The organism is Geobacter sp. DSM 9736, assembly GCF_900187405.1.
Lineage (GTDB): Bacteria > Desulfobacterota > Desulfuromonadia > Geobacterales > Geobacteraceae > DSM-9736.
Window position 1 is genome coordinate 1,754,034 of record NZ_LT896716.1, and the last position, 14,461, is coordinate 1,768,494.

At 55.0% G+C, this 14,461-nt stretch carries 10 protein-coding genes; all 10 read right to left on the reverse strand.

The window, feature by feature from the left end:
* Positions 1–13: 13 nt before the first annotated feature.
* The 10 genes from CFB04_RS07960 to CFB04_RS08005 all read right to left on the reverse strand — a co-directional run bounded on the left by CFB04_RS07960 (position 14) and on the right by CFB04_RS08005 (position 14,258).
* Positions 14–418: a prepilin-type N-terminal cleavage/methylation domain-containing protein gene (locus CFB04_RS07960; protein ID WP_231934443.1), complete on the reverse strand. Its 405-nt coding sequence runs from the start codon at positions 416–418 to the stop codon at positions 14–16.
* The gene (locus CFB04_RS07965) at positions 393–887 is read right to left on the reverse strand and encodes a Tfp pilus assembly protein FimT/FimU (protein WP_088534779.1); all 495 of its coding nucleotides are present in this window, start codon (positions 885–887) and stop codon (positions 393–395) included. Before CFB04_RS07965 ends, CFB04_RS07960 begins: the two co-directional genes overlap by 26 nt.
* A 2-nt stretch (positions 888–889) precedes the next feature.
* Positions 890–5,638 (reverse strand): Ig-like domain-containing protein, encoded by a 4,749-nt coding sequence (locus CFB04_RS07970; protein ID WP_088534780.1) that lies wholly within the window; start codon positions 5,636–5,638, stop codon positions 890–892.
* Positions 5,635–5,919 carry a hypothetical protein gene (locus CFB04_RS07975; protein WP_088534781.1) on the reverse strand — a complete coding sequence of 95 codons (285 nt, stop codon included), beginning with the start codon at positions 5,917–5,919 and terminating at the stop codon, positions 5,635–5,637. The genes CFB04_RS07970 and CFB04_RS07975 overlap by 4 nt, the downstream gene beginning before the upstream one ends.
* Before the next feature lie 282 nt (positions 5,920–6,201).
* Positions 6,202–6,996 carry a DsbC family protein gene (locus CFB04_RS07980; RefSeq protein ID WP_088534782.1) on the reverse strand — a complete coding sequence of 265 codons (795 nt, stop codon included), beginning with the start codon at positions 6,994–6,996 and terminating at the stop codon, positions 6,202–6,204.
* 97 nt (positions 6,997–7,093) lie between these two features.
* Positions 7,094–7,585, reverse strand: a complete 492-nt coding sequence (locus CFB04_RS07985; RefSeq protein WP_088534783.1) for a Tfp pilus assembly protein FimT/FimU — start codon at positions 7,583–7,585, stop codon at positions 7,094–7,096.
* A gap of 130 nt (positions 7,586–7,715) precedes the next feature.
* On the reverse strand, positions 7,716–9,086 hold the full coding sequence (locus CFB04_RS07990; protein WP_088534784.1) for a sigma-54 dependent transcriptional regulator: 1,371 nt from the start codon (positions 9,084–9,086) through the stop codon (positions 7,716–7,718).
* Positions 9,083–10,684, reverse strand: coding sequence for a sensor histidine kinase (locus tag CFB04_RS07995; protein ID WP_088534785.1), 1,602 nt, complete (start codon positions 10,682–10,684; stop codon positions 9,083–9,085). The genes CFB04_RS07990 and CFB04_RS07995 overlap by 4 nt, the downstream gene beginning before the upstream one ends.
* 36 nt (positions 10,685–10,720) lie before the next feature.
* Positions 10,721–11,521, reverse strand: coding sequence for an A24 family peptidase (locus CFB04_RS08000; RefSeq protein WP_088534786.1), 801 nt, complete (start codon positions 11,519–11,521; stop codon positions 10,721–10,723).
* Positions 11,522–11,597: 76 nt separating this feature from the next.
* A complete protein-coding gene (locus CFB04_RS08005) occupies positions 11,598–14,258 on the reverse strand; it encodes a valine--tRNA ligase (RefSeq protein WP_088534787.1) in 2,661 nt (886 codons plus the stop codon).
* Positions 14,259–14,461 lie beyond the last annotated feature (203 nt).

The window sequence follows — 14,461 nt, forward strand, 5'->3', positions numbered from 1 at the left end:
CTCCCCTGGGCGGCTACCGAGATACTACGGCGACGACCTCATGATTCGTGGTCATATTCTTGAACGCCCAGCGTACATTGACGCGAAGCCTGTACGAATCCTCAGGCACCCTGCTCGTCAGGGCCTGCCGTGTGCGCTCTATGCGAAAGTTCCTGCTCCCCGCACCCACCTTTACCGAGACAGTAGTGAATTGCGCGAAGGTTTGAGGAATGGGATCGAAGTGCTTCAGCTTCATCAGATTGTGCATCTGCTGTTCGCCTACCGCGACGGCACGATCCCGCAGCCCTCCCCTGAGGTTGTGCTCCATTGCCACGTTCACAGCCTGAAGAAGCCCGAGGAGCCCCACGATGAGGATTACCATGGCAACAACCATCTCTATGAGGGTAAATCCGTTACTGGAGAGTAATCGAGCTTTCAACACAACTTCCTCCGGAGACTCTTTTCCCGAGATCGACACGAGTGGGTGATACGATGAGGCTGTCGACTGCAGCCGAATTCGCCTTAGTGGGCTCTATGCAGACAAAAATGGCTCCGGACTCGCTGGTGCCCGACATCCCGAAGGTGTCGAAGCTCAGCACCAGCGGATTGTCTGCCGTGCTCCACGCCATCGGGTAGACGAGCCGACGCTGGATGACGGGTACAGCAGTGATGTCATCGCCGGGATAGGTGGCAAACTCAGTGGCAGTGATCTTTGCAGCGCGCTCTGTTTTTTCGTAAAGTGCCTTCTGTCGCAACTCAGCCAGGTCCACATGGATTTTCTTCACCTGCTCTTCGATGGCGGATTTACGGCTCATCTCGTTAAATTGCATAACTCCGATGGAGACCAGAATCGCAGCTATAGCCATCGTGACGACCAATTCAACGAGACTGAATCCTCTCGTACCCATCCTCACCTTTCCTGTATGTGAAGTATCTTCTTGACCGGCTTGTTATTGGCATTGGTAACGACAGGCGGCGGATCTCCCGGTGGTTTGCCCGGGAGGGGAACAGCTGTTCTCCGGCCGGCCCTTGCGGTGAAAGCGCTCTTGATATCCACCTGCTCGAAACTGCCGGTGGACAATTGCAGCACGATCTTCCCGACCATGGCTCTAGAAGGAACAGCCGCGCCGGTATTGTATTTGGTCGCCCAGACAAGGGAGCTTCCCCCGAATCCGCACGGGTCCGCTGTCGGCTTGTACGACGTGAAAAAGACAGAGCCGTTGGTCAACGCAACGGGATCTGTGACAACCCGTTCAGCCTTGTTTGTGGCATCCACTGCATCGAGATCGATGAACCAGCCGTTGTTCCGGGCGGCATCCAGCGCATCCGTAGCTGCATCTGAGGTCTGGTCGGTAAGGTTTTCGCGAGCGAGCGCAGCTGCAGAGCAGGTGGGATTTAGCCTGTCCTCCGCGGTGTTTACATAACATGGCTCTTTCACGCCGTAGATGGACCGCCTGCTCCCTTCGTCGTCTCCGTTGAAGTAGTATCTGCCACTCCCGAAGTAGAGCCAGAAGTTGTGGCTTTTCCGGTCGGTTAGTCGTGCGACGGCCGTCGTAACCGGCCCGGTATTGTCAATAACCTTGCTAATGCTCCATTGCGCCGGGTCGGTATTTTCCTTTGTCAGCAGCCGCATAACTCCACCCTGGGTCCAGTTCCCCGCATCCGGCTTCACATAACCGAAATATAGAGCATCGTCCTTGTAGTGCCCGTTGGAGTAAATGTTCCATCGATCGGCATCGGTCTGCGCTCCGAGCAGGGAGCCGGCGAAAGCCGTCGAAAGGTCACTGAAACTGTACGGAGCAGCAGTAGCATCGATAGTGCGTAGAAGAGCACCAGTTTTCAGGTCGAGCACAAACAGCTTGAGGGGCTTGTCCGATTTGGCCAGGAACTGATGCGTATCGGTATTTATGGGGCCGGTAGGTCCCGTAGCCACCACGGCAAACCATTTCCCGTTCTTGTTCCTGTCACCGATCCGGATAATGGCAGGACCGGTTGTGGCGTATCCGAGATCTTCATGGGAGAACTCCCACAGCAGGCTAGGATTTGCAGGATCGGTAATGTCGAGGGCGAAATAGGATGAATAGCCCACAGCTTTGTTTGCCGGATCGCTTGGGTCATCGATGGGAGTCTGCACGCAGTTGGCACCGGAAGCGCATGTTTTCCGGGAAGCTCCTCCCAACCCCATGCTTCCGATGAGAATAGAGCGCCATGAGGTTTTGTTCAGATCGAGATTGTTGCTGGAATCCACGGCTGAGATGTTCTTGTCGCAGAGGGAGTAATCACCTGCACATCCGGTAGGTATCCCGATGCTGGCGTCCAGGAGCAGAGTTGGACCGTCAATGTAATAGAGATGGTTGTAAGAAGGATCAGCCAGATACTTCAGATAGGGAAGCGCATTTTTCGGGATGAATGCCCATTGCTCCTCGCCCAGGTTCTCTTCCGTGAGTCGTGCCTTTCGATCTCCCAGGGGAGTCACATCCAGCTTTCCCAGCTTGAATGCATGGAGCATCCCGTCATTCGCCCCTACATATACCATCCCGCGGTTACGGTATTGGTTGGAGTTGACGAACGATCTATAGGAAGAATCGCTGTACCCCGCACTGGGGGGGGAGTCATAGGTATTGAGCCTGCTGAATGACTGAAGGCGTGGAGTTGAAGAGATGATGTCGCCGAGCTTCCAGACCCCGGTGACGCCGCCTGATGTAACCGTACGGCTACGATAACCCGTCTGGTCGACTCCTTTCGCATAGTTTATGATCTTGGTCGCTTCCAGCTCGTTTGCCGCCTGCAAAAGGGACTGATTGGCTGCTGTGGCAGGGTTGAAGGCAGCGGCACTTGTGAAATTCAACAGAGTGCCGTTGGTATGAGTGTATATCGTTCTTGCCGTATTACGTTGATGCAGTAGCTTTCCCGCCCGCCAGAGACTCTTTACATCATCCGGGGTGACCGTTTCGCTTGCGGCATCGCCGGAGCCGTTACCATCGGTGTCGGTAAGAAGATCCACCACTGTCTGACCATTTTCGAAACGGAAGCGGGCGACCTTGTCCTGTCTCAGGTCGAGGACCTTGTCAGCGTCCGAGTCTTCCCTGACGGTACTGTTATTGAGTCGCGGGTCGATGTAGTACCAGAGGTTCTGCATCTCCCCTATCCAGCTCACCTCGGAGCCTTCAAAGGCCTTCCTCGGATAGAACACTGCCTGAAGGATATTGGCGCCACTCCCCTCACTGTTGCTGAGGATAGATGCTGCCGTGCCTGAAGAAACTCTGGCCAGGATGTCGAGAATCGCCCTTTCAAGCTGCTGGGCCAATGCAGTGCCGTTCTGTGCTTCGTAAAAGGTATCCGGGACTCCGTCCCCGTTCTTGTCCCATTTGGAAGCACGGTCAGGTTTGCCGGTGTTGTCGTAATCATCGAACCCGCCATACTTCGCAGTTTTCTTCAACAGGTCTCGCCCAACCGGTGAGTCATCGAAGGCAAATACGGCATAGGTGGTCAGGTTCTGTTTACCCGCAATGGCCGACTTCCCGAGCGTACTGCTCCTCAAATCGGTGTTGTGAGCCCAGTAGGCCACCCCTTCCAGGTAATAGGTGCCTCCATCGGTATTGGCATTGCTGCTCCATTGACTCGCATACCCCTCCTGGGTGGCAATGCTGTCCATATACGTTCTCACGTCAAATGCTGCGTCCGTTACCTTGCCGTCTGCGTTCCAGTTGCCGCCGGGGATGTTGCGATCCTTGGTAGCTTCTCCATCCGTGAGAATCAGCACAAAGTTCTTCTGGCAGGGGTACAGGATCGGGTCCTTTCCCGAATATGTTCCACCGTTGTATGCACTGGTCGTTGCCTGGAAATAGCGGGTGGCTTCGTAGAACGCTTCACCGAGCGGAGTCCAGGTGCTGGGGTCTGTATTTTCGATCTGAGTGAGCAGGTTCGTACCGGTCGCTCCGATATCGACAGCAACGTAGCCGCCATCCTTTACGCTGTTTCTCTGATCTTCGTAGCGATGCCCGGTATTGAAGAACATGATGCCGAAGTTGAGCTTGTCGGCGTAGCGCAGTATAAGGCCTTCCTGAGGCGGTTGATCTCCAACGTATATCTTGACGTTATAGCTTCTGTCGTTGGAAATGTCGTTTATGACCTCTGTCGAGGTACCTTCCTCGATCTGGTAGTTGACGTTGTTGTAACTCTTGTAGTAGTCCCTGTCGGGGGAATTGGCCGCATAAAGATAGTTGGCGGTACCTGCCGATCGTGGTTGCGTCTTCCCTCCAACGAGCACCTTTCTCACAATATCGATCCTGCGCATCGTGAGCCAGTTCAGGAAATTCCCAGACCAGAAGCTGCCGTTATCCTGTGCCCTTGAAGTGTCCACCCTGAAAAATCCACCCGAAGAAGTGACGTACTCGTACATCTTGTTCGAGTCGAAGTAGCCGTAATAGTTAGTTGAAGGATTATAGCTCCTGTCGTACGAACTATTCCCGGTACCGGGAGTCTTGTAGGCAAACTCATACATGCTGCCCGAATTGTCCACCAGCAGAAGGACATTGGGCTTCACTGCGGTTGAACTGTTGGTAACGAATGGAGGTATCTGGCAGTAGTAATTGGAGGAGAATTGCGCCGGTGCACGAACCGTGGTGAATGTCCATGTCTTGGCTTGGGCCATTGCATTGGCCGCAAGGTCGGTTACTCCCGTAGTTATGGTAGCCGTGTACGTCGTCCCGTATGCCAGAGGGGCCGATGGGGTGAACCTGGCGGCAAAGGACGAAGCATCATAGGTGACGCTTCCGGTAACGCCGTTATTTACGGTGAAAGTGGAAGTAGTCACTGTAGCCGGGTCCAGAGCTTCACTGAAGGTCGCGACCAACGCCGTTCCCACAGCAACATCGGTAGCTCCGTTCAGGGGAGTGACAACCGTGACCGTCGGAGGAGTAACGTCGCTTTTAACCGTCCTGAAGTCCCATACATAGTTTGCCGCAAGCGAATTTCCGGCGGTGTCTCTTACGCCTGTCGAGACGGTAACTGTGAAGGTGGTAAACTGCGGCAGATTGGAAGAGGGAACGAAAGTCGCCACCCTCCCTCCGGCATCAAGGCTGACTGTCCCGGTGACCCCGTTGTTAACCGTTATATTGCTTGTAGTTATAGTTGCCGGGTCCATCACCTCACTGAAAGTTACGGCAATCGGGGCGGAAACGCCTACATCTACGGCCCCGCTGACGGGCGATGTAGCGGCAACTGTGGGAGGAGTAACATCGGTAAGGGGTTTCGCCATCGTGGTGAATGCGAATTTATATGCCGCAAGCATCTGTTTGTTGTCATCGTCTGAAATTTGTTTAGCCAGTGTTACCGTATATTTCGTGCTGTAATTTAAATTTGCGGCAAGATCGATTTTGAGCTGGTATACCCTCACACCCAGAACCATATACTCACTGTATCCCCATCGAGCGATGGTTGCTCCGTTGTCTATGGTGATTCGATCCTTAAAGCTGCCGGAGTCCATGGATTCGTTGAAGAAGACGTATATTGATTCTGTAGCGTCATTAACATTGACAGCAGCATTTGAGGGAGTTGTCGATACAACCTGCGGCTCTCCCCATCCCCACGCTTCATCGAAACCGGCTGCAACGCATAAAACCAGCATCGTCAGAAAAGTCAGCATCAGTCTTTTCATCTCGGCATCCTCTCGACCAACACAACTTCTGCAACTCCGCCCCGCTCTGTAACGCGAACGATGGAATGAAGCGGGATCTTCTTAAGAGAAATCCGCCTTCCTTCACTCAAGGCCAACGTTTTGTCGTCCATTGCAAAAGAACGCGTCCCGGAACGGGGGATATCAATGGCAAACCTGCCCCCCTTAATCCCGGCAAAATATCCCTGGAAATCCTCTTCAGCATTGGCAGTTATCGGTGTAACGAGAAGGAGGAGAGCATATAACATCGCGCGGAACTTCATTGGCTTCTCCAATAGCTTTGTAGCGGATGCCCGGCAAGAGCACCCCCTTGCATCGTTGCTTTCAATTTTGGTGCCGCCGGAAACATAGTTCATAAGTCCTAAAGATCGCTATGCTTTTTGGGGAACAGAAAAAGGGCTCGCGGAAACCATGAAATAATTTCATAGTATCGGCACGAGCCCTTGGATATGAAGCGGTATATTCTCGAAATGAAGAGCTTAAGGTATCCGCAAGAGTGAGGTCACCACACAATCAGGATAGAAAACCGGCGGCACGGCATGAGACTACTTTACCTGTTCCTGCGGCGACACTGTCAGCAGCTTCTTGATCTCAGCCGCCTCCTTGTAGCCAGGCATGATTCGCCCGTCGGATAGAATTAGTGTAGGAGTGGCGGTGACCCCGATGGATTCCGCAAATTTGATGGTACTGTCCACCGCCTCCGCCCCCTCCTTCCCCTTCGGCGCGGGAAGCTTTTCTCCGGAAAAGGCCTGATCGAGCAGATAGAGAGGATTCTCCCCGGACAGGATCGTTCGGGCCTTGTCATATGCCTCAGGGTGCATCTTGAGGGGAAAGAGCTTTATGTATATCGCCAAATCAGGACCCATGTACATTAGCTTGACCAGCTCGCGATGGAGCTTTGCGCAGAAAGGGCAATCGGGGTCCGTGAAGACGAACAGCTTCTTCGTGCCTTCGGGGTTACCCATCAGAACCGAATCCGTCAATGGAATGGTTGACGGGTTGACCGTTGCCGGCTTTGCCGGTTGGGGCTTGGTGCCGACTATGTTTTTTGTCGTGACGTCAAATATCGGACCCGCAATGAGGTGCTTTTTGCTGAAGTCCAAGTATGCGACCCCCTGCTGTCCCTTGCTCTCCAGAGTCAACTCGAAGAGTCCGGATATCGGAGCCGGCTTCACAACCTTAACCTCACCCACCCCTTTGAGGATGCTGTTCGCCTCCGGAAGAGAAAGGGTGTGGCAGGCACCACACTCCTTCTTCCCGTCGCCGCACTGTTCATGCGGGACGGCAGATGCCATGACGGGAACAAAAAGCACAAGAAGGAGAATAAAGAATTTCGGCATAAGTGGTTCCTTCGAGGTAGTGTGAGGGGCGCATGCAGGTATGGAGGTAAAGATATCAGAAGAAGGGGCTGCTGCCTAGAGCATAGGTGAGAGGGAATCACTTGAGATAAACAAATTCTGCCTTACAGCTCTTGCCTGCCATTCGCTTGCCGATTCTGACGCGAGTCTTGGAGATTACGATGGAGTCTGCGCCCGCAGATGCGGAATCCTGATCCACGCACACCGTCACAGGGGAGTTACAGACCCCCCACGTGTCGTAGGCCACGGTGCATTGGCCACCGCCGCTCCACGTGACGGGATGGACAAGATCACGCACCTGAACGGGAAGTACCGTCGTATCCGTTCCCGGATAGATCGACATCTTTCGCTCCGCGAACTTGACTGCACGGGGGGATTTTTCAAGAAGGGCCTTCTGTCTGATTTCCAGGAGATCGGCATACATCACGCGGATCTGATTTTCCACCGAGCTCTTTATAGCAGCATTCCTGTATATCAATCCAGCAATTGTGACGAGTACTGAAATAACTGCCGCCACGATGACCAGCTCGAAAAGGGTTAATCCTCCCTGATTTTTGAACGATAGGCGCATATCTGCTTCTCCGACAGTGTGTGTCGAATACGAGACATGCAGATCCTACATTAATATCTTTGTGCGGTAAATACGTATTTATTAAAAGGGACAAAATATTTTATTCAAATGTTCCACAGGCAAATACCAGTCATTCCAGCCCGTATTCCTTCAGCTTGTACAAAAGAGCACGGTGGCTGATTTCAAGGAGCTTGGCAGCGTGAGTCCGGTTACCGCCGGTTCTTGTTAAAGCCCTTTTTATAAGGCTCCGCTCCATAAGCTCCTCGGCACGCTTTATCGACAGACAGCCGGATGAACCATCAGGAGCAGGAGCAGATAATACATGCTGCAGCTTCTCCGGAAGCATGCTCCTTTCTATCACATCCCCCCCACACAGGATCAGACTCCGTTCGATGCAATTTTCAAGCTCTCTCACATTTCCCGGCCATTCATATTCCATCAGAATCGAAATCACCTCGGGAGAACAGCGCACCTTCCTGTCGGGGCTGAATTTCTCGATGAAGTGCCGCGAGAGCAGGGGAATGTCCACGACACGCTCGCGCAGGGGAGGCAGCGAGATGGTAAAGACATTGAGCCGGAAAAACAGGTCTTCCCTGAACCGCCCGTTAGCCGACTCCTGCTCCAGGTCCCGGGCCGTCGCTGAAATGACGCGCACATCTATCCTGCGGGAAGATTCGGAGCCGAGAGGGCGGACCTCCCCCTCCTGCAGTACGCGAAGAAGCTTCACCTGAAGCGGCAGCGGCATCTCTCCGATCTCGTCGAGGAAGAGAGTGCCTCCGTGGGCCTGCTCGAAGAGCCCCCTCTTCCCCTCTGTTGCATCGGTGTAAGCTCCTTTCACGTGCCCGAACAACTCCGATTCCAGAAGGTTCTCAGGAATTGCACCACAATTGACTGCAACAAATGGAGCAGAGGCACGGCAGCCGTTGTAGTGGATCGCTCTGGCCACCAGCTCCTTCCCTGTGCCGGATTCCCCCTGAACCAGCACTGTGGTTTTGAGATCGCAGAGCTTCCCCACCAGTGAGAAAATCTCCCTCATTTTTCCGCTTCTGCTGATGAGTCCTGCGAAGGAAAATTCCTTCCTCACTTCTTCCCTGAGCAGCAGGTTCTCTGCCTTCAGGCGCTCACGCTCTTCCGCTTTTTTCAGTACCAGCATTACCTCGTCCTGCCGGAAGGGCTTGGAGATATAATCGTACGCTCCATTTTTCATGCATTCGATGGCGGTATCGATGGAGCCGTACGCCGACATCATGATGATGGTTGCGCATATTCCGGACTCCGCGGCATTGCCCAGGAAAGCCAGACCATCCATACCTGGCATCCTGATATCGCATAGAACGAAGTCGTACGATTTGACCAGAGCCATGGAAAGAGCGGTTTCTCCATCAGGGGCTCCGTCGACCGAATACCCCTGCTTACGCAACATAACCTGCAACATGTGACGCATGTTCTCTTCATCATCCACCACGAGAATTCTCTGCCCACCCTCTGGATGCCTCTTCATCCGTTCTCCTTCCCCGCGTTGCCGGAAGCCGGGACAGGCAGCAGGATGAAGAAGGTACTCCCACTCCCCTCCTCACTCTGTGCGACTATCCTCCCCCCGAACGAGTCGATGATGCGAGCACAGATGGAAAGTCCGAGCCCCGTCCCCTCTCCCGGTTCCTTTGTTGTGAAAAAGGGATCGAAAATCCTGCCCAGGTCTTCGGAAGGAATTCCTATTCCGTTGTCTGCTATGGCAATGATCACCCAGCTACCGGTATCAGAACGAGGATAGTCCGCGCAGAATGCGCCATGAAAATCCTCGCGGCGTCTTCCCATGACACGTACAGGTGGAGCAGGCGCCTGATATCCGGGAAATTCATTGGGGTCCGCTTGGCGGGTTTCCACCCGGACTTCTCCCCCTGCCGGCACGGCATCACGGGCATTCAGCAACAGATTGACAAGCACCTGCTGAAGTTCATGACGGTCCACCGCGATCGGAGGCAGCTCGTCCTCCAAACCGAGTGTCAGCCGGAGCCCCTTCAGGACCCCCTGCGCTGCAAGCAGATCGATAGCCGAGGAGACCACCACGTTCACCCTCACCATCTCCAGCGCAGCGGTGGAGGGGCGGGCGTAGTCAAGAAGGCCACGCACGATACGGTCTATACGGAAAGCCTCATCTTCGATACGGCACATAAAATCCAGTCTGCGGGGGTCATCGCACACCTCGTCCCGCAGGATGCCTGCAAAACCGATAATGGCAGCGAGTGGCGTACCGATTTCGTGGGCCGTTCCTGCGGCAAGCAGCCCCACCGACGCCATCTTTTCCGACCGGACTGCCTCTTCCCGGGCGGCCTTAAGCTCAGAGTTGGCATTCTCCAGAGACCGCACATGGTCATCCACCTCCTGACGTTTCGCCTGGAGAGCGGACACCATTACGTTAAAGGATGCGGCGAGTTCTGCGACCTCGGCAGGACCGGGGACATGCACCCTTTGCTCATAGTCCCCCGCCGTCACCCGTTGCGTAGCGGAAAGCAGCCTGTCAAGGGGAATGGAAACTGTTCTCCTGAGCATGAAATACCCGATACCCACCAGAAGGAGTGAATCGAGAAGAAAATACGCGAGAAACAGGTTTCGGGAATCATCCAGCCGGGCACGTTGCCGGGCAAGTGTAAGGGAAAGCCGGGCCGCTCCGGCCACCCTTTCCTCTTCCTTGATCGGAGCATAGGCAATCAGAAATTTCCCGTCGGATGAGAAGAGCAGCGACTCTTCCCCCATCCGCACAGTCTCCCGCAGGCGCTGGTCCGCATTCTCGGTGGAAGGTCGAGCGAATATGCCTGCTCCAACTGCATCAACCAAAACCACTGACGAGACATCGCCGTCCTGCATCAATCTTTCGGTGAAACGAGCAAAGGTCGCATCATGTGCTGCATCGGCAACATTACGCGGGATAACTGTGAGCAGGCTCCCCAGGAGCAGTCGCGCTTCCTGGCGCTTCTCCCCCAGCAGGTCGTTCTCGGCCGTCTTGTAAGATATGAGGCTGAGAAGCAGCCAGGTGAGAAAAAGCAGAAATAGGAGGGAGGCAAGAAATGCAAACCCGAGACTGAAACGGAAAGCTTTCATCTTTGCAGCTCCATGCACGTCTCGTGAAGAGCTCCCCTAGCGGAACCCGAGGGAAAGGTACCAGGTGATGAGCTGCCTGCCCCAGAAGATGTATATAACCGCCGCCATTGAGAGAAATGGCCCGAAGGGAATTGCAAGTTTTGAGTCCTTCTTGTTTGTCACCATCAGGGCGATGCCGATTATCGAACCGAGAAGGGAGCTGGTAAAAAGTATGAAGGGAACGGCGCGCCAGCCGAGAAAAGCTCCCATCATGGCGAGAAGCTTGATGTCACCCCCCCCCATACCCTCTTTCTTAGTTAAAAAATGATACGCAGTGGCAACCAGCAGGAGGCTCCCTCCACCGGCAACGATACCGATGAGGGAGTTCAGCCAGCCTACGGTTTGCGATGGGTGTAGAGGATCGAGAATCGCGAAGGAAGCAGCAAAACCGGCGATGATGCCCGGCAGGCTTATGACGTCGGGGATTATCTGATGCTCCAGGTCGATGAAGGTAATCGCCACGAGAGCCCAAAGAAGCAGAGACAGCACTAGAAAGGTGAGAGAAGGCCCGAACTTGAGAAAAAGGAATAAGGTGAGCAGGCCGTTCAGCAGCTCTACGAGAGGGTACTGCAGTGATATGCGGCCGCCGCAGGAGCGGCACCTGCCGCGAAGCAGCAGGTAACCTATCAACGGTATGTTGTCATGCCACCTGATGGAGGTTCCACATGCGGGGCAGTGGGACGGGGGAAATACGACCGATTCCCCCCGCGGCAATCGCCATATGCAGACATTGAGAAACGATCCGACTGCTGCGCCGAACAGGAAGACAAATAGGTAAAGGAGGAATGACTGCGACATGGGCCCCATCCAGGTCTGTGTTGTATCTTTGTCGGTTACTCGGCCCGGACCTTAAGCGATGGAGTGCACCCGAGCATTATTTAAGGCGACGTATCTTCTCCAGGCTATCTTCCAGAAGCCTTTTCTTGCCGGAAAATTCGGCCACCTTCTCCCGCTCCTTGGCTACCACATCCGCAGGCGCCCGCTCGACGAAACTCGGGTTCTCAAGCTTCTTCGCAAGGAATTCCAGGTCCTTCTCGATCTTCCCGATCTCCTTCAGAAGCCGCTTCTCTTCCTCCTCCACATCTACCAGCCCCCTTAGAGGAACCACGATCTCCACGTCCCCCGCCACCTGCAGAGCAGCGTCGGCGGGCTTTTCGAGATCAGCTCCGATAACGAGTTCGGACACCCTGCCCAGGCTCTTGATGTAAGCCTCGTTCCCCCGCAGCATCGCCAACGAGGAGGAAGAACTGCAGCTAAGGAGCACTGAAATCTCCTTGCTGGGAGGAACCTCCATTTCACCCCTGATATTTCGAATGCCGCTGACGACGGCCATCATCTTTTCAATTTCCGCAGCAGCCTCAGGGTGTTCGCGGGAGCTGCACGCTTGAGGGTAATCGGCCAGCATGATGCTCGGTGCAGCTTTTTCACCCGGCAGGGCCTGCCAGATCTCTTCGGTGATGAAGGGAATGAAGGGATGAAGCAGGCGCAGCAGATGCTCCAGGGTGTACCAGAGGACATACTGAACCGTGCGTTTCCGCTCCGGGTCGTCGCCATAGAGATCTTTTTTGGAAAGCTCCACATACCAGTCGCAGAACTGGCTCCACGTAAAGTGGTAGAGGTCCATGGCCGCCTCGTTGTAGCGGTAGTCTGCAAGAGCGGCATTGACCCGGCCGGCGGTATCGTTGAGAGCGTTGAGGATCCATTTGTCGGCGTCGGCAAGTCTGAGGTCGCCGTACGACATGGAGCCGGGATCGAAGCCCTCCAGGTTCATCAACGTAAAGCGTGCGGCATTCCATAACTTGTTCACGAAGTTCCGGTACCCGGCAATCCGCTCCTCCGCCAGCTTGATATCGCGCCCTTGCGCAGCGAAGGCGGCCAGGGTGAAGCGGAATGCGTCGGTGCCGTAAGCGTCGATGATCGTGAGGGGGTCGATGACGTTCCCCTTCGACTTGCTCATTTTCTGCCCCTGGGCGTCACGGACAAGGGCATGGATGTAAACCTCCCGGAACGGCACCTCCCCCATGAAGTGAATCCCCATCATCATCATTCGCGCAACCCAGAAGAAGAGGATGTCGAAGCCGGTGACGAGGCAAGACGTGGGGTAGAAGGTACCCAGCTCCGGCGTTTTCTCCGGCCACCCCATTGTGGAGAAGGGCCAGAGCGCCGAGGAAAACCAGGTGTCGAGAACGTCGGTTTCCTGAGTGAGTGCGCCGCTGCCGCAGTGGGAACAGGATGCAGGGTCGGTGCGTGATACGGTAATGCCGCCGCACTCGCCGCAGTACCATGCAGGTATGCGGTGCCCCCACCAGATCTGGCGGGAAATGCACCAGTCCCTGATGTTTTCGAGCCAGTCGAAGTAGGTGTTCTCCCACTGCTGTGGGATGATGCGGGTCCGTCCCTCCTTCACCGCCGCCAGAGCGGGCTCCGCCAGGGGTGCGACCTTTACGTACCACTGAAGAGACATATACGGCTCGACTACTGTCTTGCAACGGTAGCACCCACCTACAGACAGAGCGTGGTCCTTTATCCCGTCCAGGAGCCCCTGCGCTTCCAGGTCCTGGAGCACCTTCTTCCTGGCCTCGAACCTGTCGAGTCCACGGTAGGCGCCTCCGTTCTCGTTGACGACTCCCGATTCGTCGAAGACGTTGATCCGCTCAAGGTTGTGCCGTTTTCCCACCTCGAAATCGTTGAAATCGTGTGCAGGGGTGATCTTGACCACTCCTGTCCCGAAATCCATGTCCACGTAATCGTCGGCGATGATGGGAATGCGCCGGTTGACGAGGGGAAGTAGCACCGTTTTCCCGATAAGGTCACGGTACCGCTCGTCAGCCGGATTTACGGCTACGGCGGTATCACCGAGCATCGTTTCGGGCCGAGTGGTGGCGACGACAAGGAAACGGTCGCTACCCTCTACCGGATAGCGGAGGTGCCACAGGTGGCCTCCCTTCTCTTCGTGCTCCACCTCGATGTCGGAAAGCGCAGTGTGACAGCGGGGGCACCAGTTTATGAGCCGGTTGTCGCGGTAGATCAATCCTTCTTCATAGAGGGAGACGAATACCTCGCGCACCGCACGTGACAGGCCTTCGTCCATGGTAAAACGCTCACGCTCCCAGTCGCAGGACGCTCCGAGCCGTTTCAACTGGCCGATGATCTGCCCGCCGGACTCCCCCTTCCATTTCCAGACGCGTTCGATAAAGGCTTCACGCCCCAGTTCGTGGCGGCTTTTTCCTTCCGCCGCCAGTTGCCGCTCCACCACGTTTTGCGTGGCGATGCCCGCATGATCGGTGCCCGGCATCCAGAGAACATTGCAGCCGCTCATACGCTTCCAGCGGCAAAGGATGTCCTGGAGGGTATTGTTGAGGGCGTGCCCCATATGGAGCGCACCAGTTACGTTAGGAGGAGGGATGACGATGCTGTATGGGGAACGGTTGGAAACGGCCTCTGCATGGAAGTAACCATTCTCCTCCCACTCACGGTACCATTTTCCTTCCACTGCCTGTGGTTCGTAAACCTTCGCCAGTTCTTTCTCGGTCATGTCGCTACCTCGTTACTTAAATTACCAAAGCTTGCCACAGAGACTCAGAGGCACGGAGATTGATTCCTGCAAAAAAGTGAGAACCTGGAAGATATCTGGTGGATACCGAAACCCTCCGCGTCTCAAAAGGCTCTGTGTCTCCGCGTATTTGTGGCGGATTCGAATCTTTCTAAAATAAAAAGGGGATCGTGAAATCCCCTCCG

What these genes read in the sequence shown, in the direction of transcription:
- CFB04_RS07990 (WP_088534784.1), bottom strand. Translation starts at nt 9,086, where the DNA reads ATGAAGAGGCATCCAGAGGGTGGGCAGAGAATTCTCGTGGTGGATGAT.
- CFB04_RS07975 (WP_088534781.1), bottom strand. Translation starts at nt 5,919, where the DNA reads ATGAAGTTCCGCGCGATGTTATATGCTCTCCTCCTTCTCGTTACACCG.
- CFB04_RS07985 (WP_088534783.1), bottom strand. Translation starts at nt 7,585, where the DNA reads ATGCGCCTATCGTTCAAAAATCAGGGAGGATTAACCCTTTTCGAGCTG.
- CFB04_RS08005 (WP_088534787.1), bottom strand. Translation starts at nt 14,258, where the DNA reads ATGACCGAGAAAGAACTGGCGAAGGTTTACGAACCACAGGCAGTGGAA.
- CFB04_RS07980 (WP_088534782.1), bottom strand. Translation starts at nt 6,996, where the DNA reads ATGCCGAAATTCTTTATTCTCCTTCTTGTGCTTTTTGTTCCCGTCATG.
- CFB04_RS08000 (WP_088534786.1), bottom strand. Translation starts at nt 11,521, where the DNA reads ATGTCGCAGTCATTCCTCCTTTACCTATTTGTCTTCCTGTTCGGCGCA.
- CFB04_RS07995 (WP_088534785.1), bottom strand. Translation starts at nt 10,684, where the DNA reads ATGAAAGCTTTCCGTTTCAGTCTCGGGTTTGCATTTCTTGCCTCCCTC.
- CFB04_RS07970 (WP_088534780.1), bottom strand. Translation starts at nt 5,638, where the DNA reads ATGAAAAGACTGATGCTGACTTTTCTGACGATGCTGGTTTTATGCGTT.
- CFB04_RS07965 (WP_088534779.1), bottom strand. Translation starts at nt 887, where the DNA reads ATGGGTACGAGAGGATTCAGTCTCGTTGAATTGGTCGTCACGATGGCT.